Origin of the sequence: Sphingobium salicis subsp. salicis (assembly GCF_049472635.1) — a bacterium.
GTDB classification, from domain to species: domain Bacteria; phylum Pseudomonadota; class Alphaproteobacteria; order Sphingomonadales; family Sphingomonadaceae; genus Sphingobium; species Sphingobium yanoikuyae_A.
On sequence record NZ_JAYRCS010000001.1, the window covers coordinates 5,029,423 to 5,054,935 of the forward strand.

The 25,513-nt window shown below is 64.8% G+C and carries 20 protein-coding genes; 13 read left to right on the forward strand and 7 right to left on the reverse strand.

Annotated elements, in window-relative coordinates; translation table 11 throughout:
- Positions 1-72: 72 nt before the first annotated feature.
- The 3 genes from VHN57_RS24315 (at position 73) to katG (ending at position 5,236) form a co-directional block, all read left to right on the forward strand.
- Entirely contained in the window at positions 73-393 is a 321-nt protein-coding gene (locus VHN57_RS24315) for a DMT family transporter (protein ID WP_017499387.1), read from the forward strand.
- 161 nt (positions 394-554) lie between these two features.
- The gene (locus tag VHN57_RS24320) at positions 555-2,840 is read left to right on the forward strand and encodes a glycoside hydrolase family 3 N-terminal domain-containing protein (protein ID WP_423285933.1); all 2,286 of its coding nucleotides are present in this window, start codon (positions 555-557) and stop codon (positions 2,838-2,840) included.
- A gap of 131 nt (positions 2,841-2,971) precedes the next feature.
- Entirely contained in the window at positions 2,972-5,236 is a 2,265-nt protein-coding gene (katG, locus tag VHN57_RS24325; protein WP_423285935.1) for a catalase/peroxidase HPI, read from the forward strand.
- 316 nt (positions 5,237-5,552) lie between these two features.
- On the opposite strand, the gene VHN57_RS24330 is transcribed toward katG, so the two are convergent.
- The gene (locus VHN57_RS24330; RefSeq protein ID WP_313227931.1) at positions 5,553-7,703 is read right to left on the reverse strand and encodes a TonB-dependent siderophore receptor; all 2,151 of its coding nucleotides are present in this window, start codon (positions 7,701-7,703) and stop codon (positions 5,553-5,555) included.
- A gap of 656 nt (positions 7,704-8,359) precedes the next feature.
- Here VHN57_RS24330 and VHN57_RS24335 point away from each other — a divergent pair.
- Positions 8,360-9,235, forward strand: coding sequence for an OmpA family protein (locus tag VHN57_RS24335; RefSeq protein WP_037515939.1), 876 nt, complete (start codon positions 8,360-8,362; stop codon positions 9,233-9,235).
- Between the two features lie 199 nt (positions 9,236-9,434).
- Positions 9,435-11,303 (forward strand): ABC-F family ATP-binding cassette domain-containing protein, encoded by a 1,869-nt coding sequence (locus VHN57_RS24340; protein WP_313227930.1) that lies wholly within the window; start codon positions 9,435-9,437, stop codon positions 11,301-11,303.
- A gap of 72 nt (positions 11,304-11,375) precedes the next feature.
- Here the strand turns inward: VHN57_RS24340 and VHN57_RS24345 are convergent, their stop codons facing one another.
- From VHN57_RS24345 to VHN57_RS24360, 4 genes are all read right to left on the reverse strand, one after another.
- On the reverse strand, positions 11,376-12,470 hold the full coding sequence (locus VHN57_RS24345) for an AI-2E family transporter (RefSeq protein ID WP_125985652.1): 1,095 nt from the start codon (positions 12,468-12,470) through the stop codon (positions 11,376-11,378).
- Positions 12,471-12,519: 49 nt separating this feature from the next.
- Entirely contained in the window at positions 12,520-13,764 is a 1,245-nt protein-coding gene (locus VHN57_RS24350; RefSeq protein WP_278986177.1) for a YceI family protein, read from the reverse strand.
- A 103-nt stretch (positions 13,765-13,867) separates the two neighbouring features.
- A complete protein-coding gene (locus VHN57_RS24355; protein ID WP_278986175.1) occupies positions 13,868-15,208 on the reverse strand; it encodes an alkaline phosphatase family protein in 1,341 nt (446 codons plus the stop codon).
- Between the two features lies 1 nt (position 15,209).
- Positions 15,210-17,480, reverse strand: coding sequence for a TonB-dependent receptor (locus VHN57_RS24360; RefSeq protein ID WP_278986174.1), 2,271 nt, complete (start codon positions 17,478-17,480; stop codon positions 15,210-15,212).
- Positions 17,481-17,699: 219 nt separating this feature from the next.
- Between VHN57_RS24360 and VHN57_RS24365 the strand changes: the two genes are divergently transcribed.
- Entirely contained in the window at positions 17,700-18,140 is a 441-nt protein-coding gene (locus VHN57_RS24365; protein WP_004210293.1) for an acyl-CoA thioesterase, read from the forward strand.
- Between the two features lie 22 nt (positions 18,141-18,162).
- Here the strand turns inward: VHN57_RS24365 and VHN57_RS24370 are convergent, their stop codons facing one another.
- The gene (locus VHN57_RS24370) at positions 18,163-18,549 is read right to left on the reverse strand and encodes a DUF983 domain-containing protein (protein WP_037515965.1); all 387 of its coding nucleotides are present in this window, start codon (positions 18,547-18,549) and stop codon (positions 18,163-18,165) included.
- A gap of 93 nt (positions 18,550-18,642) precedes the next feature.
- Between VHN57_RS24370 and pabB the strand changes: the two genes are divergently transcribed.
- From pabB to VHN57_RS24405, 7 genes are all read left to right on the forward strand, one after another.
- Entirely contained in the window at positions 18,643-19,821 is a 1,179-nt protein-coding gene (pabB, locus tag VHN57_RS24375; protein WP_278986172.1) for an aminodeoxychorismate synthase component I, read from the forward strand.
- 32 nt (positions 19,822-19,853) lie between these two features.
- On the forward strand, positions 19,854-20,477 hold the full coding sequence (locus VHN57_RS24380; RefSeq protein WP_278986171.1) for an aminotransferase class IV: 624 nt from the start codon (positions 19,854-19,856) through the stop codon (positions 20,475-20,477).
- 185 nt (positions 20,478-20,662) lie between these two features.
- Positions 20,663-21,865, forward strand: a complete 1,203-nt coding sequence (locus VHN57_RS24385) for a pyridoxal phosphate-dependent aminotransferase (RefSeq protein ID WP_037515969.1) — start codon at positions 20,663-20,665, stop codon at positions 21,863-21,865.
- Positions 21,866-22,175: 310 nt separating this feature from the next.
- Positions 22,176-22,337, forward strand: coding sequence for a hypothetical protein (locus VHN57_RS24390; protein ID WP_170319005.1), 162 nt, complete (start codon positions 22,176-22,178; stop codon positions 22,335-22,337).
- The gene (gene msrA, locus VHN57_RS24395) at positions 22,324-22,998 is read left to right on the forward strand and encodes a peptide-methionine (S)-S-oxide reductase MsrA (protein WP_423285942.1); all 675 of its coding nucleotides are present in this window, start codon (positions 22,324-22,326) and stop codon (positions 22,996-22,998) included. Before VHN57_RS24390 ends, msrA begins: the two co-directional genes overlap by 14 nt.
- A gap of 85 nt (positions 22,999-23,083) precedes the next feature.
- Positions 23,084-24,202, forward strand: coding sequence for a zinc-binding dehydrogenase (locus VHN57_RS24400; RefSeq protein ID WP_423285944.1), 1,119 nt, complete (start codon positions 23,084-23,086; stop codon positions 24,200-24,202).
- Positions 24,203-24,239: 37 nt separating this feature from the next.
- Positions 24,240-24,767, forward strand: a complete 528-nt coding sequence (locus VHN57_RS24405) for a GNAT family N-acetyltransferase (protein ID WP_278988757.1) — start codon at positions 24,240-24,242, stop codon at positions 24,765-24,767.
- A 399-nt stretch (positions 24,768-25,166) separates the two neighbouring features.
- On the opposite strand, the gene VHN57_RS24410 is transcribed toward VHN57_RS24405, so the two are convergent.
- Positions 25,167-25,508 (reverse strand): DsrE family protein, encoded by a 342-nt coding sequence (locus tag VHN57_RS24410; RefSeq protein ID WP_423285946.1) that lies wholly within the window; start codon positions 25,506-25,508, stop codon positions 25,167-25,169.
- Positions 25,509-25,513 lie beyond the last annotated feature (5 nt).

The following is a 25,513-nucleotide window of genomic DNA, read 5'->3' on the forward strand; positions in this document are numbered from 1 at the left end:
CGCGCCGCCTCTTTCGGGTTTCCGGTCCGCGCGCCGCTCCAGCCGAGCCCGTTACCGCAAGAGGAACGCCGCTTGGCCTGGGTCATTCTCGGCATTGCCGTATTCACCGAAATCATCTGGGCGTTGAGCCTGAAATGGGCCGCCACCGTCGGTAGCTGGCAGGCATCGGCCGTGCCGATCGGCCTCAGCTTCCTCAACATGGGCCTTCTGGCGCTGGCGATGCGCGATCTGCCGGCGGGCACCGCCTATGCGATCTGGACGGGCCTGGGCGCCGTGGGCGTCATCATCGGCGGCATGATTCTCTATGGCGATCGGGTCAACATGGCCCAGATCGGCTTCATGGCGATGATCGTGATCGGCGTGGTCGGCACCAAATTGTCGGCTCAGGCGTGATTGCTACTCCTGATTCGCGCGACATGATTCGGCGCATGGCCTGATCGCGGGATCGGGGCGCCGCGCCGCAGGCTTATTGCCGCAGCGCAACAAAATCGGCGGAAGTCCGTTTGTCTTCGGACAAGCCCCGTTCATTCTTCCCCGGTTACGCTCTCTCCCGCATGACTCTTGATCGCCGCGACCTCCTGATCCGCACCCTGGGCGGTGTCCTCGCCCTTGGCATTCCCCGCCGCGCACTGGCGCAGGCCGACGTCGCCCGCGTCGATGCGCTGATCGCGAAGATGACGCTGGAGGAAAAGGCCGGGCAGATGACCTGCCTGGCCGACAGCTTCCGTCCCTTCAACCCGCCCAACCCGGCGGCCGGCATCCAGGACGAGAAGCGCCTGGCCGACGAGATTCGCAAGGGCCGGGTCGGCTGCCTGTTCAACGGAATCGGCGTTGCCGGTGGGCGCCGCGCGCAGGAAATGGCGGTCAAGAACAGCCGGCTCGGCATTCCGCTGCTGCTGGCCGGCGACGTGATTCACGGGCTCAAGACCATCTTTCCCGTACCGCTGGGGGAGGCTTCCTGCTTCGATCCCATGCTGGTGGAAAAGACCGCGCGGGTCATGGCGGTGGAGGCGACGGCGGCGGGCCTGCACCTTACCTTCGCGCCGATGGTCGATGTCGCGCGCGACCAGCGCTGGGGCCGGGTGGTCGAGGGCGCGGGCGAGGATGTCTATCTGACCGGCCTGTTGTCGGCGGCGCGGATTCGCGGCTTTCAGGGGCGCGACCTGCGCCGCGACGATTCGCTGCTCGCCTGTCCCAAGCATTTCGCCGCCTATGGCGCGGTCGCGGCGGGGCTGGAATATGGCAGCGTCGACATCAGTGACGAGACGCTGCGCGAAACCCATTTGCCGCCCTTCGGCAAGGCCTTTGCCGCCGGCGCGCTCACCACCATGGCCGCCTTCAACGAGATTAACGGCGTGCCCGCCACCGCCGACCGCGAATTGCTGACCGACATATTGCGCGGCGAGATGCAGTTTCGCGGCTTCGTCTTTTCCGACTACACCGCCGACGAGGAACTGGTCGCCCATGGCTTTGCCGAGGATGAGCGCGACGCCGCCCGCCTCGCGGTGCTGGCCGGGGTCGACATGTCGATGCAGAGCGGCCTCTATATCCGCCACATCCCCGATCTGGTGAAGAGCGGCGCGGTGCCGATGGCGACGGTCGATGTCGCCGTGCGCCGCATCCTCTATGTGAAGACCGCGATGGGGCTGTTCGACAATCCTTATCGCTCGCTCGATGAGACGGTGGAGAAGGCGCGCATCGGCACGCCTGGCCATCATGCACTGGCGCGCGAGGCGGCGGCGCGATCGGTCGTGCTGCTCAAGAATGACGGGGTGCTGCCGCTCGATCCCGCTGCCGGGCAAAGGATCGCGCTGATCGGTCCGTTCGGCGAGGACAAGGCCAATCTCTACGGCCCCTGGGCCTTTTACGGCGATCCCGACAAGGGGGTCGACATTGCCACCGGCCTGCGCGCGGCGATGCCCGATCCCGCGAAGCTGACGGTCGAACTGGGCTGCGCAGTCAACGGCCCGATCAAGGACGGGATCGCCCGTGCCGTCGCGGCGGCGAAGACGGCGGACGTGGTGATCCTGGCGGTCGGCGAATCCCAGGCGATGTCGGGCGAGGCGCAGTCGCGCACGATGATCGAGCTGCCGTCCTCGCAACAGGCGCTGGCCGATGCGATCGCCGCCACCGGCAAGCCGGTGATCGTCCTGCTGCGCCATGGCCGCGCGCTCGCTTTGCATGACGGCGTCGCCAATGCCCAGGCCTTGCTGGCGACCTGGTTCCTGGGATCGGAAACCGGCCATGCGCTGGCCGACATCCTCTTCGGCAAGGTCGATCCCTCGGCCAAGCTGCCGGTCAGCTTCCCTTGGGAAAGCGGGCAGGAGCCTTTCTTCTACGATCGCAAGTCGACCGGCCGACCGACGGTGGACAATGGCAGCACCGAATATAAGGCGCGCTACGCCACCACCGACAACAGCGCCCGTTTCCCCTTCGGCCATGGCCTCAGCTACACCGATTTCGCCCTCAGCGACCTGAAGCTCTCCGACACCGCGCTGCGCTGGGACGGCGCGGTCGAAATCACCGCGCGCCTCACCAACAAGGGCAAGCGCAAGGGCAGCGAAGTGGTGCAGCTCTATATCCGCGACCGCGTCGCCAGCCGCACCCGCCCGATCCGCGAACTGAAGCGCATCCAGCGCGTGACCCTGTCGCCGGGCGATTCCACCCAGGTCCGCTTCACCCTGTCGCGCACCGACCTCGAATTTGTCGGTGCCGGCAACCACCGCATCGCCGAACCGGGCCTGTTCGACCTGTGGGTCGGCCAGTCCTCGACCGGCGGCCTGCACGGCCAGTTCACCCTCTACGCGGCGGCGCCGACTTCTCCGCCACCAAAAGGCTGACCGCTCCGATCCACCCTCTCTCATAGGAAAATCCGATCACTGTGACGGAATCGATTCGTTTCGATCCGCCGCCGCACAGGACTACCCCTTTTCGCGCCTTGAACAGGCAGAACAGGACAGGGGAGAGAAACATGTCCACGACCCGCATTTCCACATTCGCTTTGGCGTGCGCGCTGCTTGCCAGCCCGGTGCTCGCCGCCGATCCCAAGCCCAAGCCGTCGCCGCAGGCCGACACCGTGACCGAGGCGCCCAAGCCGCCCGTCAACGAGAAGCCCGGCGGCATGACCAATAAGGATTGGTGGCCCAACCGCCTCGACCTCACCGCGCTGCGCCAGCATGAGGCGACCCGCGCCAATCCCTATGGCGCCGACTATGACTATGTGAAGGAATTCAACAGCCTCGACCTCGAAGCGGTCAAGGCCGACATCCGCAAGGTATTGACCACGTCGCAGCCCTGGTGGCCGGCGGACTATGGCCATTATGGCCCCTTCTTCATCCGCATGGCCTGGCACAGCGCCGGCACCTATCGCGTCGGCGACGGTCGCGGTGGCTCGGACGGCGGCGAACAGCGGTTCGATCCGCTCAACAGCTGGCCCGACAATGTCAGCCTCGACAAGGCCCGCCGCCTGGTCTGGCCGATCAAGCAGAAATATGGCCGCAAATTGAGCTGGGGCGACCTGATGGTCCTGTCCGGCAATGTCGCGCTGGAGGATATGGGCTTCAAGACCGTGGGCTTTGCCGGCGGCCGCATCGACGCCTGGCAGCCGGACGTCGTCTATTGGGGGCCGGAAACCAAGATGATGGGGACCGAGCGCTCCAATCCGGACGGTTCGCTCAAGCGTTCGCTCGCCGCGACCACCATGGGCCTCATCTATGTGAACCCCGAAGGCCCCGGCGCCAATCATGATCCCAAGGGCGCCGCCGCAGACATCCGCCGCGCCTTCGGCAATATGGCGATGGATGACGAGGAAACGCTGGCGCTGATCGCGGGCGGCCACACCTTCGGCAAGGCGCATGGCGCCAAGAAGCCCGAGGAATGCCTGGGCGCGGAACCCGCCGCCGCCGGCATCGAGGATCAGGGCCTTGGCTGGAAGAACAAGTGCGGCAAGGGCAATGCGGAGGATACGCTGACCTCGGGCCTGGAAGGCGCCTGGTCGGCCACGCCGACCCAGTTCACCACCCAATATATCGACAATCTGCTGAACTTCGACTGGGTCAAGACCAAGAGCCCGGCCGGCGCGACCCAGTGGATCCCGACCGATCCCGCCACCGCGCAGATGGTTCCCGACGCGCATGTGAAGGACAAGCGGCACGCGCCGATCATGTTCACCACCGACATCGCGCTCAAGGAAGATCCCGGTTTCCGCAAGGTGCTGGAAAGCTGGCAGAAGGATCCCGAGCTGTTCAGCAAGGCCTTCGCCCGCGCCTGGTTCAAGCTGACCCATCGCGATCTGGGACCGCAGGCCCGCTATCTCGGCAAGGACATCCCGTCCGAAACCTATAGCTGGCAGGATCCGCTGCCCAAGGCGAGCTTCGCCCCCGTCAGCGCCGCCGATCAGGCCAAGCTGAAGGCCGCCGTGCTGGGGGCGGGCCTGACCGGGCCGGAACTGGTGCGCACTGCCTGGGCCTCGGCCGCGACCTTCCGCAGCACCGACATGCGCGGCGGCGCCAACGGCGCGCGCCTGCGGCTCGACCCGCAGCGAGGCTGGGCGGTCAACGACCCGGCGGAACTCAGCAAGGTGCTGACGAAGCTGACCGCGATTCAGAAGGATTTCGCGAAATCCGGCAATCAGGTGTCGATGGCCGACCTCATCGTGCTTGGCGGCAACGCCGCGGTCGAGCAGGCGGCGCAGAAGGGCGGCTACAGCATCACCGTGCCGTTCACGCCGGGGCGGGTCGACGCCGCGCAGGCGCAGACCGATGTCGCCTCCTTCGCCTATCTGGAGCCCAAGGCGGACGGCTTCCGCAACTGGTATGGCCCCAGGGCGGAGGTCAGCCCGGCCGACGCGCTGGTGGACAAGGCCGACGCCCTCGACCTCACCGTGCCGGAAATGACCGTGCTGGTCGGCGGCATGCGCGCGCTCGGCGCCAATAGCGGCGGATCGAAGAATGGCGTGCTGACGACCCGTCCGGGCACGCTCAGCAACGATTTCTTCGTCAACCTGCTGACGATGGACACGGTGTGGAGCAAGTCGGCGACGCCGGGCCTCTATGACGGCAAGGACCGGGCCAGCGGCGCGGCAAAGTGGACGGCGACCCCGGTCGACCTGATCTTCGGCTCCAACTCCGAACTGCGCGCCGTCGCCGAAGTCTATGCCGAGGACGATGCGAAGGAGAAGTTCGTCACCGACTTCGCCGCGGCCTGGACCAAGGTCATGAACGCGGACCGCTTCTGAAGAATGTGCAACCCGGCGGCGCACGGCGTCGTCGGGTTCTTGGTATCAGATTGACCGGAAGCGACCAAGTTCGGACCTGTTCCCCCTCCCGCAAGCGGGAGGGGGTTAGGGGGTGGGCTGGACATCGCGAAAGCCCACCCCGCTGCGACTAACGCGCTGCGCGCGCAAGTCTCGCTCCCCCTCCCGCCGGCGGGAGGGGAATGGCCGGGCGCCACCCCAAAACAACGTTGCGTCATTCCTGATGCTGGACCTGCGTCAGCATCCATCCACCCCCAACAAAAAGGGCGCCCTGGTCTCCCACGGCGCCCTTCCAGCATCAGAACTTGTAGTTCGCGCTGATCGTGAAATTGCGCGGGGCGCCGTAGCGATATTGGCTGAACGAACCGGCCTGGCTGTAATATTTCTTGTCGAACAGATTTTCGACATTGGCCTGGAGCTGCAGCTGTTCGGTCACGGCATAGCGCGCCATCAGGCTGACCAGCGTATAGCCGTCCTGCTGGAAGCGGAAGGGCACGGCCGGCGTGGTGCCGGGGATGGTGCCGTCCGAATAGGCCTTGCTGCGATAATTGACGCCGCCACCGACGGTCAGGCCGGTCAGCACGCCAGGCAGGTCATAGGTGGTGAAGATCTTGAGCAGCTTGCGCGGCTGGGCAGTGTTCACGTCATTGCCGTCCGGATCCTCGATCTTGAACTGGCTGTAGCTGGCATTGACGTTCCAGCCCGGCAGCGGCTGGCCGGTGGCTTCCAGTTCGAAGCCCTTGCTGGTGACACCCTCGACCGCGCGATAGGGCTGGAAGGTCTGGCCGTTCAGGATGATTTCCGGGCCGTCCATCTCGCCGACATTATCCTGCTCGATGCGGAACAGTGCGATCGAGGTCTGCAGCGCATCGCCGAAGAAGCTGCTCTTGAGGCCGATTTCATAGGCGGCGCCGTTCAGCGGATCGAGCAGGCGCTGTTCGCGGTCATACAGGTTCTGCGGCTGGAAGATCTTGGTATAGCTGGCATAGACGCGATGGTTTGCCGTGATGTCGTACAAGGCGCCGACATAGGGGATGAACACATTGTCGTCGCCATAGTCGCTCGGCCCGCTCCAGGCGAAGCCACGCTGGTTCCAGCTGGCGATGCGGCCGCCCAGGATGACCTTGAACGGATCGGCGACGTTCAGGCGGAACGCGCCATAATAGCCGGTCTGCTCGATCCGTTCCTGTTCGTTGCGCACCGCGTCGGTGCCCCAGACCGGCTCGGGATAGGGCACGCCTTCCTGGCCGATCACCGGCACGTCCGTCAGCCAGGGCGAGGGCGCGACATAATTGTCGGTGTGCCGCTTCAGCACGCTGTGCAGCGCGCCCAGCACGACCTCATGATCGCGGCCGAACAGCGCCACCTGGCCCTTCAGCTGGGCGTCGATGCTGTTCTGGATGCTTTCACCCTTGGACTTGTAGGGGTTGGTGCCGTCCATCGTGCCGGTCGCCTTGTCGACGCCGCCATAGAGATACAGGAGCTGCGTATCGCCAGTGGTCTTGAGTCGGTTGTAATTGGCGGTCAGGTTCCAGCGATCGCCAAATTCCTGGCGCACCGTGGCATAGATATTCTGGTTGGTGGTGTTCCAGTAGGTCCAGTCCGCCGCCGTGGTCTGCGACCGGGGCAGGTCGGTCAGCGTGCCGTCGGTGTAGAAGGTGGGCAGCGCGCCCCAGGTCGCGCCCTTGGGCTTGCTGTCCTGGTGGCTCATGCCGACGCGGACCAGCGTGCTATCGGTGACGTCGGCCTCGACCACGCCATAGAGGACCCACTTCTTGCGGTCCTGAATGTCGATGAAATAGTCGCCCTTTTCATAGCGACCGACCAGCCGGGCGCGGATGCGGCCATCGGCGGTCAGCGCGCCGCCAATGTCGGCCGACAGGCGCCAGGTGTTCCAGCTGCCGATGCTGGCATTGACATAGCCGGTCAGGTCGGTGGCGTCGGCATGCTTGCGCACCAGGTTGACCGATGCGGACGGATCGCCCGCGCCCGACAGCAGGCCGGTCGCGCCGCGCACGACCTCGATCCGTTCATAGATGGAGACGTCGATGCTGGTCTCGCCATTGCCACCGGCTAGCGTCCAGGCCGCGGGCACGCCGTCGACCTGGGTGTTGCGGATCTCGAAGCCGCGCGCGAAGAAGCTGTTGCGCACGTCATCGACTTCGTTGGCGGATACGCCCACCGCATTGGTGATGACGTCCTTCACGCTGATCAGATTCTGGTCGAGGATGCGCTGCGCGGTCATGATGCTGACCGACTGCGGGGTTTCCTGCACCGTCAGGCCCAGGCCCGTCGCGGTGTCGATCTTGTCGGGCAGCGTATAGGTGCCGGTGACGACGATCTGGTCGTCGCGATTCTCATCGGCCGGTGCGGCATTGGTCTGCGCGGCGGCGGGAAGGGCGACGACGCATAGTGCGACGCCGGCAAGCCAGTGATATTTGGACAGCATGAAGACCCCTGTTTTCTGGTAGGAAATTGGGCGTCGTCCTAAGCGGTATTGCGAGGCGATCGCAACAATAATGCGAATGCGTCGCAATGCTATTTTGCGCAAAATATGCGAATATTTCCGTCTGTGACCATATTGCCACAGATCCCGCCGTCGACCGCCGGTGATGCGCGTTGCGGCTGCGGCCGGTCGAGGCGTCCATCGGCCTGCTTCCGCACGCCCACGCAGACCGGATCGTCAAATAATGTTTCAAGTCAATGGCATGAAAGCGCAAAAATAGAAATTCGGAATTTGTTCCACGCGGACGCTGATTTTTGTTTCACAACAAGAGTGGTCTTCATCGCGAAGTGTGATGGAAATCTATAGCTGTTCTGACTCAAGTGGATCGCGTTAACACTTTCGGTCTTCGCCTTCGTTTCGTCGCATCATCCACTCATCTGGCCTGCGCAACACGGCCGGAACACGGGCTGTTCATGCAGCAGAAAGCCGGACACGAACAGGCAATGTGTCTGGCGCATCCCACGGCGCCAAGACGTCAAAATTTATGAAGGTCAGAAGAAGGGGGTTCTGACGGCCGGAAACGCCACCAGGCGGCCGCCGTCGGACGACAAGCTGCAATGCTGCAGGCCCGACCGATCGAGAAGTGAAGGAGCAGCGTGATGCCTATCATGTCCAAAAACCAAAAATATCTTGTGATGCTTGCCCTGCTGGCCGGGGCCGCCCCGGCCGCCGTCGTGGCGCAGGACCAGGCCCAGGACGCGCCGCCGGCCGATGTGTCGGCCAGCGTCGCCATGCCGGCCGCCGAACTGACGGAGGGGCCCGAGATCAAGGGCATCATCTCCGCGCGCAGCGGCGATCGGATGCAGGTGACCGCTGCTGACGGCAGCAAGAGCGTCATCACCATCAATGACGATACCAAGATCAGCGCCAGCAAGGGGCTGTTCGGCCTTGGCCGCGACCATCTGGCCGCGACATCGCTGCTGAACGGTCTGCCGGTGACGGTGAAGACCCTGCAGGCCGGCGAAGGGCTGCTCGCCAGCAAGATCGCCCTGCAGAACAAGGATCTCAAGACCGCGTCGATGATCAACAACGGCACGGCCCAGCGGTTCGACGAGCAGACCGCCGCGACCGAGGCGCTGCGCGGTCGCATGGGTGAGATCGACCAATATAATGTGAAGGGTACGACCAACGTCAATTTCGACACCGGTAAGGCGGTGCTGTCGGCCCAGGCGAAGAATGACCTCTGCGCCGCGGCGACCTCGGCCAATGGCATGAGCAATGCGCTGCTGCTGGTCGTGGGTTATACCGACTCCACCGGTGGCGAGGAGCTGAATCAGGAACTCAGCGAAAAGCGTGCCTCGCGCGTGGTCAATTATTTGCAGCAGGCGTGCGGCTGGAAGCCCTATCGCATGCTGACCCCCACCGGCATGGCCGAGGCCGATCCGGTGGCCAGCAACGACACGATCGAGGGCAAGGCGCAGAATCGCCGCGTCGCGGTCAATATCCTTGTCAGCAAGGCCGTCGACGGCCTCTGACACCTGCGGGGTGGGCCCTTGCTCACCCCCATTTTTTGCGTGTCGACCGCAAGACTTCGCAAAAATCTCCTATTGCGAAGTCGTCACTGCGGACCGGCAGCGGCGCAAATGCGTCCTCTGCAACACCATATACTTTGCAGCTTTCGCAAGCGCGCCAAGCCGCTTCACCCCCCGCCGCAGCTCTGCTACAGGCGCGGCCATGCTTAACTTGAACGGTATCACCGTGCGCCTGGGCGGCCGCACCATCCTCGACCGCGCCGGCGCCGCACTGCCGCCGCGCAGCCGCGTCGGCCTCATCGGCCGCAACGGCGCGGGCAAGTCGACCCTGATGAAGGTGATGATCGGCCAGCTCGACCCGGACGAGGGCAGCTGCGACATGCCGCGCGACACCCGCCTGGGCTATATCGCGCAGGAAGCCCCCTCGGGCACCGCGACCCCGTTCGACACCGTGCTTGCCGCCGACAAGGAACGCGCCGCACTGATGGCGGAGGCGGAGCATACCGAAGATCCCGATCGGCTCGGTCATATCTATGAGCGGCTGACCACGATCGATGCCTATACCGCGCCTGCACGCGCCGCCCGCATCCTCGTTGGCCTGGGCTTTGACGAGGAAATGCAGGGCCGTCCGCTCGACAGTTATTCGGGCGGCTGGAAGATGCGCGTTGCCTTGGCGGCGCTGCTCTTCTCCAACCCGGACCTGCTGCTGCTCGACGAACCGTCGAACCATCTCGATCTCGAAGCGACCTTGTGGCTGGAGAATTTCCTCAAGGCCTATCGCGGCACCGTGGTCATCATCAGCCATGAGCGCGACCTGCTCAACAATGTGGTCGACTATATCCTGCATCTCGAAGGCGGGAAGATCACCCTCTATCCCGGCGGCTATGATGCCTTCGAGCGGCAGCGTGCCGAACGCCTCGCCCAGCAGGAGGCTGCCCGTGCCAAGCAGGCGGCCGAGCGGGAGAAGCTGCAGGATTATGTCGCCCGCAATTCGGCCCGCGCCTCGACCGCGAAGCAGGCCCAGTCGCGCGCCAAGGCGCTGGCCAAGATGCAGCCCATTGCCGCCGCGATCGAAGACCCCAGCCTGCATTTCGGTTTCCCAAGCCCCGCCGAACTGCGCCCGCCGCTCATCACCATGGACATGGCCTCGGTCGGCTATGACGACACGCCGATCCTGCGCCGCGTCAATCTGCGCATCGATCCCGACGATCGCCTCGCGCTGCTCGGCCGCAACGGCAACGGCAAGACCACGCTGGCCCGCCTGATCGCGGCGCAGCTGGCGCCGATGGAAGGCGCGATCAACAGTTCGGCCAAGATGAATGTCGGTTATTTCACCCAATATCAGGTGGAGGAGCTGGACGTTACCGACACGCCGCTGGAGCATATGACCCGCGTCATGAAGGGGGCGACGCCCGGTGCGGTCCGTGCCCAGCTTGGCCGTTTCGGCTTTTCGGGCGAGCGCGCGACGCAGAAGGTCGGCTCCATGTCGGGTGGCGAGCGCGCGCGTCTGGCGCTGGCGCTCATCACCCGCGATGCGCCGCACCTGCTGATCCTCGACGAACCGACCAACCATCTGGACGTCGACAGCCGCGAGGCGCTGGTGCAGGCGCTCAACGAATATTCGGGCGCCGTCGTCATCGTCAGCCATGATCGCCACATGATCGAACTGGTCGCCGACCGGCTGGTGCTGGTCGACAATGGCACCGCCCAGCCGTTCGACGGATCGCTCGACGATTATACCGACATCATCCTGCGCAAGGCGGACGGCAACCCGTCGGGCGGCGATGCGCCCAAGGTCGACCGCAAGGCGGACAAGAAGGCTGCCGCCGAATGGCGCGAGAAGCAGAAGACGCTCAAGAATGCCGTCAACAAGGCCGAGCGCGAGATGTCCACGCTGATCGCCGAGCGCAAGCGCATCGACGCCATACTGTCCGATCCCAGGAGCGCAACCGGCGCCGAGGCGAAGATGACCACCAGCGAACTGATGGTGAAGCGCGCTGCGGTGGAGAAGAAGCTGGAAGCGGCCGAGGAAGTCTGGATGGAAGCCGGCGCGGCGCTGGAAGCCGGCTGATTCTCCGGCTTTAGACCCTGATTCACGCCATCGGTGAAAGCGCGGAGCGCTTCCACCTCAGACGATCAGGGTCTAGAATGTCAGCGGTGGCGCGCCCGCTTCGTTGGAGCGGGTGCGGATCACGATCTGCCAGGTGGCGATGAACAGGGCGGCGATCACCGGTCCGATGACGATGCCGTTGAAACCGAACAATTGCAGGCCGCCGAGCGTGGTGATCAGCACCACATAGTCGGGGATGCGGGTGTCGCGGCCGACCAGGATCGGGCGCAGCAGATTGTCGACCATGCCGATCACGAACATGCCGCAGAAGATCAGGATCAGCCCCTTCCAGATCGCGCCGGTCGCCAGCAGATAGATCGCCACCGGCGCCCAGATGAGGCCAGTGCCGACGGCCGGCAGCAGCGAGAAGAAGCCCATCATCACGCCCCACAGCAGCGCGCCGGAAATGCCCAGTGCGCCGAACACCAGCCCGCCGATCAGCCCCTGCAGGATGGCGACGACGATGCTGCCCTTGATGGTGGCGCGGATGACGATGACGAATTGCCGCATCAGCGCGCGGCGATGCAGCACCCGCAGCGGCGCGGCCCGGTCCAGCTTGCGCGTCAGGTCGAGCCCGTCGCGCAGCAGGAAGAAGGTGAGATAGAGCATCACCGTCAGCGCGATGAGGAAGCTGAAGGCGCTCTGGCCGATCAGGAAGGCTTGCGCCGCGACGGTGCGGAAACTGGCGGTCAGGCCATCGGTCAGCAGCCGCTGGACCGCCGCGAAATTGGATATGCCCAGCCGCCGCAGGCCGATCGACGCCCAATCCGGCAGCGCCGCCTGGAACTGCGCGAACATGTGGGGAATATTGATCTTCCCCACATTGATCTGGGCGTAGAGCGCGGTCGCTTCCTGCACCAGCGCGATCGACAGGATGATGGCCGGCACGATCACGATGGCGATGATCAGCAACAGCGTCAGCAGCGCGGCGCTGTTGCGATGGCCGGGGATCAGCTTGAGCAGCCCCTGGTTCACCGGGATGAACAGGATGGCGACGATCACGCCCCAGAGGATCGCCCCGAAGAAGGGCTCGACCACCAGCGCGAAGGCGATGGAAACCAGCACCACCAGGGCGACGAACACCCCATCCTCAATCTGCGTTCGGCGATGCCGGCTCTGTCGTTCCATGTCCGCTTCTTGGCAGAAAGATTGGCGTTAATCCATGCGTCGCATGGCCTTATTGCGCCTTGGCGTCAAAGCTGAAGGTCACCATCACTTTGGGATCAAGACCGGTGCTGCTGTCGCCATTGCCCACGCCAAAGGGCAGGCGGGCGACGCTGGCCGATCCGCTGACCTTGCGGCTTGTGCCGCTGCCCGACAGGGTGAAGCGGATCGCCTGCGGCTTGGCCACGCCCTTCAGCGTCAGCGTGCCATGGGCGCGATAGCCGTTGGCGCCGCTCTTCTCCGCCCCCTTGGCAACGAAGGTCGCGGTCGGGTGGGCGGCGCTGCCGAAGAATTCGTCGCCCGGCAGCATGCCGTCCTTATAGGCGTCGCCGACGCTGGCCGATGCCATGTCGATCGTTACCTTGATGTCGGCGCTTTCGGGATGGTCGGGGTCCATCACGATCTTCGCGGTCCATTTCGAGAAATTGCCGCTGATCGTCTCGCCGCTGTTGCCGACCGAAAAGCCGATCCGGCCGCCGGGTTGCACGGCCCATGCGGGGGGCGGGCCGGCGGGTTCCTCGGCAACGGCCGCGGTGTCGTTCGCAGCCGGAGCGGCGGCATTATCGCCCGCATTGCTGGCGGCTTCGACGGCATTGTCTTCGGCAGGCACGTCTTCCGCCTCGACCGCATTGGCAGCGGGCGCATCCGGCGCGACGGGCGCGGCACCCGGCAGGATCGCCCGGCCCAGCAGGAAGCCGGCGAGGATCAGCGCGGGCAGGCCGATCAGCAAGGCGGTCGAGCGACCCGGCACCATCCGCCAGATCAGCCCGTCGCGCATCAGCACATGATGGCGCAGAGCGCCGGCGACATGCAGCGCGACCAGCGCGATGCCGATCCAGGCGAGCAGGCTGTGGCCACCCTCGGCCAGGCCATGGCTTGCCATCGGCAGCGGCAAATGGGGCAGGGGAATGACGCCGAAGAACAGCGTCGGCACCTTGACCTTGGCGGTCGAGACCAGCGCCCAACCGGTCAGCGGCGCGCCCAGCATGAAGGCATAGAGGCCGACATGGACGCCGGACGCCAGCGCGCCCTGCCAGCCGCCCTCCAGCTTGGCCGGGCGCGGCTTCCACCAGCGCACGCCGATGCGCAGCAGCGTCAGCAGCAGCACGGTGATGCCGATCGACTTGTGCAACTGGAACAACGCAAAGCCGCGCGCGCCCAAACTGCCCAGCGCCCAGCCGACGGCAATCTGGAAGGCAAGCAGGGCGGCGATCGCCCAGTGCAAGATGATGGCGGCCAGGCTGTAACGCTGCGGCATATGGACTACCCCGAAAATGACCCTGTTGGATTGGGCGCAAAATTATGTCGCGGGGGTAATGAAGTCCATCGTCGCAGCCGGAAACGATCCGTTGCCGGGTGGATCAGCGCAGCTCGATCGGCGCCGCCTCCGCGTCGGGCAGGCTGGCGCCCATCGCCCTGGCCAGGGTCGGCGCGATCGCGCGCATGTCGATCAGGCCCAAATCCTTGCCCGGCTTCACCCCCGGTCCCATCGCCATGAAGGTGGCGCGCAGATTGGCCGGGCCGGGGAAATAGCCGTGCATGCCCTTGACCGGTGTCGGCGCGACCAGCGGCGCATTGGCGCCGCGGAAGATATCGGTGACGAAGCCGGGCTTGAGGTTGATCGTGAAGCTGGCCTGCGGATTGCCGCCGAGCTTCGCCACATCCGCCCGGTCGACGATGCGGTCGATGCCGTTGGCGGGGTTGGCGGCCAGCCTGTCGAGCAGGCCCTTCACCTTGTCGGCCAGCATCTTGTCGTCGGGCCGGGCGAGCATGATCGCGGCCGATCCGCCGCCGATCCAGGGCATGGCCTGCCACGACGCGACCTTGCCGTCCGCGCCGAGGGTGATGAGGCCCGCGTCGATGAAGGGGCGGAACAGGTTGAGGCCGCTATGCGTCGCCTCGAACCCATGGTCGCTGACCAGCGCGATCAGCGCGTCGGGATGGGCCTTGCGCTCGGCCGCGATCAGGTCGCCGACGATCGCGTCGATCTTTTTCAGCACCCCTTTGGCGGCCGGCGTATCCGGGCCGCTGCCATGCTGCTCATGGTCGAGCGCGGTGAGGTAGACGGTCAGGAAGTCGGGCTGATGTGCGGCGATCAGGGCGGTGGCGAACCGGCCCCTGTTCTGGTCACCGGACAGGCTTTCATCGATCCCCATGGCATAGGGCTGGCCGACCGCCCGTTCCAGCTCCGCCTTCAGCCCCGGCGTCGCCAGCGCGTCCAGCAGTTGCGCGTCATCGGCATGGCCGGTGCGCCAGATTTGCGGCAGGTTCCAGCTTATGCCCTTGGCGGCGACGCTGACCGGCCAGTGGATATTGCCGGTGGAAAGCCCAGCTTTCGCGGCCGCATCCCACAGCATCGGCACCTTCACATCCTGCGCATACCAGTACCAGCCGCCCTGGTTGATCTGCATCGGGTCGAAGCTGTTGTTGCTGACGATGCCATGTTTGGCCGGCGACACGCCGGTCATCAGCGTCGTGTGGCTGGGATAGGTCAGGGTCGGCAATACGCCGGTGACGCCCGAGGCATGGGCGCCATCGGTCAGGAACCGGCGCAGATTGGGCAAGGCAAGGCCGCGCTTGTCCGCCTCCAGCACGTCGCCGGGGCGCAGCCCGTCGATCGAGATAAGCAGCACCGGCTCGGCCAGCGCCGGGAGCGGCGTGATGGCGAGCAGGGCGGAGGCAAGCAGCGCGGCCTTGTTCATCTTAGAAGCCCGCCTTGAGGGTGACGAAGAATTGCTGCGGCGCACCGATCAGCAGCGTCTGCGCGTCGCCGCTATTGCCAAAGCCGCCCGATCCGATCGTGCTGATATATTTCTTGTCGAACAGGTTGCTGGCGTTGAGCTGCACTTCGATCTGGTCGGTGACGCGATAACCGATCGAGGCGTCCACGATCACCCGGCCATCGACCGACGCATCGTTGGTGTAGCTGTAATAGCGCTTCGACATATAGTTGGCGCCGATCCGGCCGAACAGCGGCCCCTGGTCATAATTGAGTTCGCCGCGCAGCATATGCTTGGGGCTGTCGACCACGGTCTTGCCCTTGATCGCGGCAACCAGCGTGCCGTCCGAGCTGTTGAGCACATCGTCGCGATAGGTGGCGTCGGTGTAGCTGTAGCTGGCATAGAGGCCGAAGCCCTGGCCCAGCTTCAGGTCGCCCGCCGCCTCGATGCCGACGGCGCGAACATTGCCGACATTCTGCAGCGCAGAGGCGAGGCCCAGGATCGGGCTGCCGACCTGCACCGCCAGCAGGCGGTTGCGGAAATTGACCAGATAGGCGCCCAGCGTGCCGTTGAAGCGCGACGTGTTGTAGCGCAGGCCCAGTTCGTAAGTGTCGGAACTTTCCGGCTTCAGATCGTCGCGGATCTGGTCGAAGCCAGCCTGGTTGGTGGAGAACGGGCCGGTGGTGGTGGCGCTGGCAAAGGCCTTGGTCACCTGGGTGAAGCCACCGAAGATTTCCGCCTCGGGGCTCAGTTCGACGGCGAAGCCAGCATGCGGCTGGAACCAGTCCTCGGCCTTGATCTTGCCCTCGGGGAAGCTGCTTGACACGACCGCCTCGGCCTCGTTGGTGACCTTGAAGCCCTTCCAGCCCAGGTTGATCGTCAGCATGCCGATGTCGATCTTGTCGCGGACATAATATTGGATCGTGTCGGTGGTGAAATCGAACTCCCACTGGGTCGCGAACGGGTTCTTGGGATAGTCGCGGAAGGACAGGCCGGCTTCGGTGCGGCTCTTGAACGCATAGAAGCGGCGGGCCTGGTTGAACTTGTTATTCTCGTACCAGGCGCCCGCTTCCAGCGTCTGGATGCCGATCGTCGCATCGACGCTGCCGAACGCGCCGATCCGGTCCATGTCATATTCGGTGGTGCGGATCGACAGCGGCGAGCCGCCGGTGGGGCTGGGGACCGACGGGGTCGCCCACAGGCCCATGCCGCTATTATTGTGGTAATAGCCCTTGATCTTGAAATTGGCATGATCGCCCAGCGGCGTGCTGTAGCCGATCGCGCCCAGCCAGTCCTCGCGCAGACCGGCGGCATCATAATAGGCTTCCCAGACCGACGTCACATTGTCGGGATAGACGGTGCCGGCGGCGGCGTTGCTGACCGGCGCGCCGGTTTCGCCGCGATTATTGCCGATGTCGGCATAGAGGACTGCCTTGGCATAGTCGGGCGAGGTATTGTCCCATTTCCAGCCCAGGCGGTTGATCATGTCCATCGACATGTCCTGATAATCCTGCTCGCGGCGGTCGGAATAGCTCAGCCAGCCATCCAGCTTGCCGTCGCCGACCGGGATCACGACCTTGGCATTGACCATATGCTGGTCCTGCGTGCCCTGGCCCTTCCACTTGTCGGTCGAGCCGTAAGCATAAGAGACGTAACCACGAATGCCGTCGGCGCTGCCCATGTTCAGCCGGGCAAAGGCGCGCCAGGTCTCGTCGCTGCCATAGGTGAGGTTGCCCTGTGCGCCCAGCGCATCGGCCGGGTCGATCGAGAAGGTCTCGATCGTGCCGCCCAGATTGCCGGTCGACTGGGTGCCGAGCGAACCCGAACCCTGCGACACGCGGACGGTGCCGATATTCTCGCTGCTGATGGCGCGGGTGATGTGCAGGCCATTATGATTGCCATAGCTCATGTCACCCAGCGGAATGCCGTCGAAGGTGAAGCCGAGCTGGTTCTGGTTGAAGCTGCGGATGCTGACGCGCTGCGACCATTCATAGCTGCCGAACGGATCGGACGACTGGAAATTGACGCTGGGCAGCTTCTCGATGGCTTTGAGCGCATTGGTGCCGGGCGTCAGGGTGACGAGGTCGCGGGTGGTGATTTCCTGGACCTGGCGGGTTTCGCCCCGGCCAAAGACGATGATGCCGGCGCCGTCCGCGTCGGCCGATGCATCGGCGGCGGGCGCCATGTCCTGGGCAAAGGCGGGCGCGGCGATGCAGGCGGTCGAAGCGAGCAGCAGGTTGAGTGCGTGGCGCATGGTGAAATCCCCCAATCGGATGTGATTGGCGGGCGCTCTAGGCTGGGCATGTTGCACTGCAATGTGACTATCGCGACGCTGCGGCGTCAGTTTCGTGACAATATCGTTATGATTTTGTCTGTGTCATAAAGGTCGCAGTCGCGGCATTTTCGCCGCGAACATTGCATCGCAAGATCGCTGGGCTAAGAGCGAAAAAAACAATTTCAAGGAAAGCAGGACATGGCCAAACCCGAATCCTGGCGGTTCAGTCCCGACGCATATCGCTTCATCACGAGCATCGATACGCGTTTCCAGGATCTCGATACCATGGGGCACATCAACAATGTGGCCATTTCCGGTATCTTCGAAACGGCCCGTATCCGCTTTCATCACCATATGGGCCGCCACCCGCAGGAACAGGGCGTGCGCTGGCTGGTGGCCAATGTGAACCTCAACTTCATCGAGGAATCGCATTTCCCCTATCCGTTCGAGGTCCATTGCGCGATCGGCCATATCGGCCGCACCAGCTGGACGATCAGCTCGGCCGGCTTCCAGAAGGGCGTGTGCGTCGCCACCTGCGACACCACCGTCGTCACCCATGGCGCGGAGGGTCGTCGCTCGATCGATGATACGCTGCGCGAAGCGATGGAACTCAATTTCATCCGCAAGCCGGCAGAATAAGGCTCGGCGTGCCGGCGCGCCGTCAGGCGAAGCCGTGCATCCGGCGCGACCATTGGAAGGCCAGCACCGCCCCCTTGGCGGGCTGGATCATCGCCAGCCCCAATATCGCCGCCAGCGTCGGCCATAGCACCGCCTGCCAGCCGATCGGGATGGCCAGCGCGGCATTGACCTCGATCATCAGCGGCACCAGCAGATGGCCGAGCAGCAGGATGACGATATAGGCCGGGAAATCATCGGCCTGATGCCCGTCCCAGCGCTGGCCGCAATGGCTGCACGCGGCGACCGGTTTCAGGAAGCGCGCGAACAGCTTGCCCTCGCCACAGGCCGGGCAGCGGCTGCGCAGGCCCAGCAGCAAGGCCGGTTTGAACGGACGCGGTTCGCTGGTCGAGGCAGGGGGCTGGTCGGACATGGCTCCTGTCTAAGCCAGCTTTGCCCCGCCGGGCAATCATGCTGCTGCCTGCATCGCTCTTTCGTGCGCGCCAAAGCCTGTTAAGAGGACGCCATGCGCCTGCCTGGTCCCACCGAAGCCTTTGCCCTGTTCGACGATGCGCGCGTCCAGGGGGCAGCGCCCGCACGGCTGTATCGCGATCCGGTGTCGGTCATCGCCGCCTGGCGGATGGAGGAGGTACAGCCCGCGCTCGACCGCATCGCCGAAGCGCGCGAGGCGGGCCTGCATGCCGCCGGCTATATCAGCTATGAAGCCGGGCTGGCGCTTGAGGATCGGCTGGCGCCGATCGCGCACCGCCCGCCCAAGGGCGGCCCGCAGGCCATGCCCCTGCTCTGGTTCGGCCTGTTCGAGGGCTGCCGCTTCATCCCGGCCGATGGCGTCGCGGACCTGATGCCCGATCCTGCGGCGGTCAGCGTCGATGCGCCCTGGCCTTTGGTCAGCGAGGCCGACTATCGCGCGCAGTTCGACCAGGTGCAGGAACTGATCCGTGCCGGCGACATCTATCAGGTCAATCTGACCTTCCCGTGCGAATTGCGCTTCGCCGGCGATCCGATGGCGCTCTACGCGGCGCTGCGTCCGCGCGCGCAGGCCGGCTATGGCGGCGTCGTCAACATTGGCGGGCATCAGATATTGTCCTTCTCGCCCGAACTCTTCTTCACCCAGGTGCGCGGGCAACTGACGGCGCGGCCGATGAAGGGCACCGCCGTGCGCGATCATGATCCGGAACGGGATGCCGCCCTGGCGACCGAGTTGGCGCGCGATGCCAAGCAGCGCGCCGAAAATCTGATGATCGTCGACCTGTTGCGCAATGATCTGTCGCGGGTGGCGCGGGCCGGATCGGTCACGGTCCCCGACCTGTTCAAGGTCGAAACCTATCCGACCGTCCATCAGATGGTCTCCACCATTCGCGGCCGGGTGCTGCCGGGGCTGGCGCCGGTCGACGTGCTGCGGGTGCTTTTCCCCTGCGGATCGATCACCGGCGCGCCCAAGGTGCGGGCGATGGAGATCATCAACATGGTCGAGCCTTTCGCCCGCGGCGTCTACACTGGCGCCATGGGCTGGATGGATCCTGCGGGGGACGCGGCTTTCAATGTTGCCATTCGCACCATTTGCGTCGAAGAAGGAAGCGGTATCGGTCGCCTGGGCCTGGGTTCCGGCATCGTTGCGGATTCGGATGCGTCGGCCGAATGGGCGGAATGCCTGGCCAAGGGGCGCTTCCTGTCGCTGGGATGAAAGATGATTGCAGTGGGGCGTGAATAGGTTCGATGTCGGTGGCTGACGGACGATATGATCTGCTCGAGACCATGGCCTTCGATCCGCATGAAGGCGTGCGTCTGCTGGAACTGCATCTTGGCCGGCTGAAGGACAGCGCGCAGGCGCTGGGCTTCGCCTTCGACCGCCACAGCGTGCGCAACGAGCTTCAGGCCGCCACTTTCCGCCTGCGCGAACTCAGCCGCGTGCGGCTGCTGGTGTCGCGCCGGGGCTCGGTGTCGATCGAGGTGCGCGAACATCGCACCTGGCCCAAGGCGATCATGCAGGTGAAGGTCGTGCCCCGGCTCGCCGCCGCCACGGATCCCCGGCTGGAGCACAAGACCACCGACCGCTCCCTCTATCGCGACGCGCTGCAACGGGGCGGCACCTATGAGGTGCTGATGACCGACGAACAGGGCTATCTGACCGAAGGCTGCTTCTCCTCCATCTTCGTCGAGCGGGGCGACAAGCTGGTGACCCCGCCGGCCTCGCGCGGGCTGCTGCGCGGAATCCTGCGCCAGAGCCTGCTCGATATGGGCGAGGCGGTGGAGGGCGATCTGCGCATCCATGATCTGGAACGCGGCTTCTTCATCGGCAATGCCTCGCGCGGGATGGTCGCGGCCTCGCTGGTCCGATAGTTTTCCTAGGACGCGCACAAGCCAATAACCGGCAACTGGCGGTTGCTCCGGCGTCCTTTGCGCACTAAGGACCGCCGCGTCTGCCTGCGCGGCGGACAAGGAGATAATATTATTTTTTGTCGCGATGCCGCCGAACGCGGACTCTTTTGTCCGTCTGGGCATCGCTCTGGAGAAAGATCATTGCCATGAGCCAGACTTCCGCAGCCCTCGGTCGCATCCAGCCCTCCGCCACCCTGGCGATGAGCGCGCGCGTGAATGCCCTTAAAGCCGAAGGCGTGGACGTCATTGGTCTTTCGGCCGGCGAACCCGATTTCGACACACCCGATTTCGTCAAAGAGGCGGGGATCGAGGCCATTCGCAAGAATCTGACCCGCTATACCGATGTCGACGGCACCGCCGACGTCAAGGAAGCGGTCGCCTTCAAGTTCAAGCGCGACAATGGCCTGATCTACAAGCGCAGCCAGATCAGCGTGAACTCGGGCGGCAAGCACACCCTGTTCAACGCGCTGGTCGCCACCGTCGACGTGGGCGATGAAGTCATCATCCCGGCGCCCTATTGGGTCAGCTATCCCGACATCGTGAACTTTGCCGGCGGCACGCCCGTGTTCATCGAAGGCCCGGCCAGCCAGGGCTACAAGATCACCCCGGCCCAGCTCGACGCCGCGATCACCCCGCGCACCAAGTGGGTGATGCTCAATTCGCCCTCCAACCCGTCGGGTGCCGCCTATTCGGCGACCGAACTCAAGGCGCTGGGCGAGGTGCTGTTGCGTCACCCGCATGTGCTGGTGATGACCGACGACATGTATGAGCATGTCTGGTACGCGCCGACCCCCTTCGCCACCATCGCCCAGGTGTGTCCGGACCTTTATGACCGCACCCTGACGGTCAATGGCTGCTCCAAGGCCTTCTCGATGACCGGCTGGCGCATCGGTTTCGCCGGTGGCCCCGAATGGATCATCAAGGCGATGGGCAAGCTGCAGTCGCAGTCGACCAGCAACCCCTGCTCGATCAGCCAGGCCGCTGCCGTGGCTGCGCTGACCGGCCCGCAGGATTTCCTCGAAGAGCGCAATGCCGCCTTCAAGAAGCGCCGCGACATGGTCGTCGCCATGCTGAACGACGCGCCGGGCCTCGACTGCCCGACGCCTGAAGGCGCCTTCTATGTCTATCCCGACGCCAGCGGCGTGATTGGCAAGGTGACGCCCAAGGGCCAACTGATCGACAGCGACGAAGCGCTGATCGGCTATTTCCTCGACGAAGCGAAGGTCGCGGCCGTCCATGGCGCCGCCTTCGGCCTCTCGCCGGCCTTCCGCATCAGCTATGCGACCTCGGAAGAGGTGCTTAAGACCGCCTGCGTGCGCATCCAGGAAGCTTGCGCAGCGCTGAAATAAGCGCCGGCCGATGATCGTCGGCCTGCAATAAGTTCTTGAAAATCCGGTCGCGATACTGTCTATCGCGGCCGGATTTTTCCATTGTCTCAAAAAATGAAACGGTCTTTTTCGCACTGCAGCGTCTTGTGATTGACGCCGCAGGCGCTATATGCCCGTTGCGTAAAGAAACTTATGTGCGGTGGCATTTCGTCGCTCCGCTCCTGTTCTTGGTCGAAAGCCGCTGTCCGGCGCGATCATGTTCAGACAGGGGCAAGGCGCAATGTCCTACCGGGCGACGATCGCGAAGATATCGCGACAGAAAGGCTTGGCCATGTTGGCGTTTTTGAAATCCGAACTGTTCTTCCGCTTCCTGGGTGGCTTTGCCATCGGGGCGGTCGCGATGTTCGCGCTTCAGCCCAATAATGAGCCGCCGGCGCTGACCTCGACCGCGATCGCGTCGACCGCGACCCCTGTCGGCAGTGCGGCGCTCTAAGGGCCTTTTCCTACTTCCCCTTGCGGCGCTCGCCGCCGCGTCTTCCCCATTGCATGCCGAACCTGCCGTCCCCGCACCGATTCCGGCGCTGGATGCGCAGCCGACCCGATCGCTGGAAACCGCGATCTTCGCGGGCGGCTGCTATTGGGGTGTCGAGGGCGTCTTTTCCCATGTGAAGGGCGTCAGGCTCGCCGTGGCGGGGTTCGCCGGCGGTCCGCGCGACCGCAAGGTCGATTATGACATGGTCAGCGGCGGCGATACCGGTTTCGCCGAGTCGGTCCGGGTCACCTATGATCCGAAGATCGTCAGCTATGGCACGCTGCTGCGCATCTTCTTCTCGGTCATCACCGATCCTACCACGCTCAATTATCAGCGGCCCGACAGCGGCACCCAATATCGCAGCGCGCTCTTCCCGCTCAATCCAGAGCAGGACAAGGCAGCGCGCGCCTATCTGGCGCAGTTGCAGAAGGCGGGGTTGTGGCGCGATCCGATCGTGACCAAGGTGGAGCCTTTCACCGGCTTCCAGGATGCCGGGGCCGATCATCAGGACTTCATGGCCCGCTATCCCTATCATCCCTATATCCAGCGTTGGGACATGCCCAAGCTCAAGGCATTCCGCGCCATGTATCCCACGCTCTACCGCGCGGTCCCCGCCGCCTGATCGCGCCGATGCTGGCCGATGGCGACGTGGCAGGCTAAGCCCCAATCATCGCCGCCAATGTCATCGCCGCCAAGGGAGCCTCCTCATGTCCGACATCACCGGTCTGCAAATTCTTTCGACCCTCGCGCCCGATGGCCGCCTGACCGTATCGCTGGCAGAGCAGACCCTGCCAGCGCCGACCGGATCTCAGGTCGTGCTGCGGGTCGAGGCGGCACCGATCAATCCATCCGATCTCGGGTTGCTGCTGGGGTCGGCCGATGTCGACCATGCCGAATATGGCGATGGCTATCTGGTGGCGCAGATGCCTGAGGCGTCAATGCGTGCCATGGCCTCGCGCCTGGGTGAAGCGATGTCGGTCGGCAATGAAGGGGCTGGCACGGTGATCGCAGCGGGCGAAGCGGCGGAGGCGCAGGCGCTGCTCGGCAAGCGCGTCACCTGCGTGCCGGGCGGCATGTATGCCCAATATCGGCTGGTCGACGCACGTGCCTGCATGGTCTTGCCGGATGATGCCACGGCGGAGCAGGGGGCATCGGCCTTCGTCAATCCGATGACTGCGCTCGGTTTTGTCGAAACCATGCGGGCGGAGGGGCACAAGGCGCTGGTCCATACCGCGGCGGCCTCCAACCTTGGCCAGATGCTTGTCAAAATCTGCCAGGCGGATGACATTCCGCTGGTCAATATCGTCCGTAGCCCGGCGCAGGTCGCGCTGCTGCGCAATCTGGGGGCGCAGCATGTGCTCGACAGCACGGCCGACGATTTTGCCGAACGGCTGGTCGCCGCCCTGACCGAAACGGGGGCGACCATTGCCTTCGATGCGATTGGCGGCGGATCGCTGGTCAGCCGGATATTGGGCGCGATGGAGCAGGTGGCGAGTGCGGGCGCCACCTATAGTCGCTATGGCTCCGCCACCATGAAGCAGGCCTATATCTATGGCGCGCTCGACCTGTCGCCGACCCTGCTCACGCGCAGCTTCGGCTTCAGCTGGCGGGTCGGTGGCTGGCTGCTGACGCCCTTCCTGGCGCAGGCGGGGGCGGAGACGGTGGAGCGGATGCGCGCCCGCGTGCGTGACAATCTCACCGGCCTCTTCGCCAGCCACTACAAGGCGCGCCTGTCGCTCAGGGATGCGCTGACGCGCGACGCGGTGCTGGCCTATAATGCCCGCCGCACCGGCGAGAAGTATCTGATCGTGCCGAACGCCGCCTGAGCCCTTATATGAACCCATCAAGGAGTGACCTGCGCCAATGACCATTCGGGATGCCGGCCCGGCCGATGCGCCGGCCATCGCGGCCATCTATAATGACGCGGTCGTCAACACGACGGCGATCTGGAACGATCATCAGGTCGACGCTGCCAATCGCCGCGCCTGGCTGGCGGAGCGGCAGGGGCAGGGCTATCCGGTGCTGGTCGCGGTCGATGCGCTGGGCGACGTGGTTGGCTATGCCTCCTTTGGCGACTGGCGCGCCTGGGATGGCTATCGCAACACGGTCGAACATTCGGTCTATGTCCGCGCCGATCAGCGCGGGGCGGGAATCGGCAAGGCGCTGATGCTCGCCCTGATCGATCGCGCCCGCACGATCGGCAAGCATGTCATGGTCGCCGGCATCGAGGCCGGCAATATCGGGTCGGTCCGGTTGCACGAGCGGCTGGGCTTCACCCAGGTCGGCCTGCTGTCGCAGGTCGGCATGAAATTCGGCCGATGGCTCGACCTGGCCTTCCTGCAACTGACGCTGGATCCACGCGCCACGCCCGACACGCGCCTGGCCGACTAGGGCGGCTGGACAATTGGGCCGGTCCGCAGGCGCCCAGTTGCAGACATGTTTCCCCTCCCGCAAGCGGTAGGGGAAACAGAAAGCAGGCCGTCCACTTCCCCCGTCCCGGTCGCTTTCGCGATGAAAGTCCTGTCCTACAGCGGCGTGTCCGGTGTAAAGTTCCGGCTGGCTCTTTTGATCGTCAACCCACTCAATTGTCGTCGATTTTTCGCGGGCCGCGAAAATCTTCCATGGCGCATACGCGCAAATTTTCGACCGTTTCCAGCTAAGGCACTGAAAAGCCTGACGCCACCCTGCGCGGCTCGCCGTCCAACAAGCGCTCCTGTCGGGGGAAGTCGCTAATTTAGGGCGTCAAACGACCCAGGCCGGCCGTTCTGTCGCTGAACGTGCCGACCGCGATCAGGCGATCAGCAGCCGGGCAGCGTCGTCGGTCTGTTGCAGGAAGGAAAGCGGGCCGCCAATCTCGACCCCGGCGGGCAGGGCGTCGGCGGACAGGCCCGACAGGGCAAGGCCGCTCTGGCAGGCAATCAGGGCCACCCCCATGTCCAGCGCCTCGGCCAGCAATTGGGCCAGCGTCGGCAGGCCCGCCGCCCGATGCGCGGCATCCTCCGGCGCGGCCAGCGGCGACGCCAGCAGCGCGACGGCATCCAGTTGCAGGAACAGGCTGGCCTCGCCACCCAAGGCTGCATGTGCTGTCGCCAACACCAATGCACCGCGCAACCGCTCCGCATCGGCCGTCATGACGA

Coding starts and splice junctions, on each gene's coding strand:
- VHN57_RS24360 (WP_278986174.1), bottom strand. CDS start 17,480: ATGCGCCACGCACTCAACCTGCTGCTCGCTTCGACCGCCTGCATCGCC.
- pabB (WP_278986172.1), top strand. CDS start 18,643: ATGCGCCTGCCTGGTCCCACCGAAGCCTTTGCCCTGTTCGACGATGCG.
- VHN57_RS24365 (WP_004210293.1), top strand. CDS start 17,700: ATGGCCAAACCCGAATCCTGGCGGTTCAGTCCCGACGCATATCGCTTC.
- VHN57_RS24390 (WP_170319005.1), top strand. CDS start 22,176: ATGTTGGCGTTTTTGAAATCCGAACTGTTCTTCCGCTTCCTGGGTGGC.
- VHN57_RS24400 (WP_423285944.1), top strand. CDS start 23,084: ATGTCCGACATCACCGGTCTGCAAATTCTTTCGACCCTCGCGCCCGAT.
- VHN57_RS24370 (WP_037515965.1), bottom strand. CDS start 18,549: ATGTCCGACCAGCCCCCTGCCTCGACCAGCGAACCGCGTCCGTTCAAA.
- katG (WP_423285935.1), top strand. CDS start 2,972: ATGTCCACGACCCGCATTTCCACATTCGCTTTGGCGTGCGCGCTGCTT.
- VHN57_RS24330 (WP_313227931.1), bottom strand. CDS start 7,703: ATGCTGTCCAAATATCACTGGCTTGCCGGCGTCGCACTATGCGTCGTC.
- VHN57_RS24405 (WP_278988757.1), top strand. CDS start 24,240: ATGACCATTCGGGATGCCGGCCCGGCCGATGCGCCGGCCATCGCGGCC.
- VHN57_RS24385 (WP_037515969.1), top strand. CDS start 20,663: ATGAGCCAGACTTCCGCAGCCCTCGGTCGCATCCAGCCCTCCGCCACC.
- VHN57_RS24340 (WP_313227930.1), top strand. CDS start 9,435: ATGCTTAACTTGAACGGTATCACCGTGCGCCTGGGCGGCCGCACCATC.
- VHN57_RS24380 (WP_278986171.1), top strand. CDS start 19,854: ATGTCGGTGGCTGACGGACGATATGATCTGCTCGAGACCATGGCCTTC.
- VHN57_RS24335 (WP_037515939.1), top strand. CDS start 8,360: ATGCCTATCATGTCCAAAAACCAAAAATATCTTGTGATGCTTGCCCTG.
- VHN57_RS24345 (WP_125985652.1), bottom strand. CDS start 12,470: ATGGAACGACAGAGCCGGCATCGCCGAACGCAGATTGAGGATGGGGTG.
- VHN57_RS24355 (WP_278986175.1), bottom strand. CDS start 15,208: ATGAACAAGGCCGCGCTGCTTGCCTCCGCCCTGCTCGCCATCACGCCG.
- VHN57_RS24320 (WP_423285933.1), top strand. CDS start 555: ATGACTCTTGATCGCCGCGACCTCCTGATCCGCACCCTGGGCGGTGTC.
- VHN57_RS24350 (WP_278986177.1), bottom strand. CDS start 13,764: ATGCCGCAGCGTTACAGCCTGGCCGCCATCATCTTGCACTGGGCGATC.
- VHN57_RS24410 (WP_423285946.1), bottom strand. CDS start 25,508: ATGACGGCCGATGCGGAGCGGTTGCGCGGTGCATTGGTGTTGGCGACA.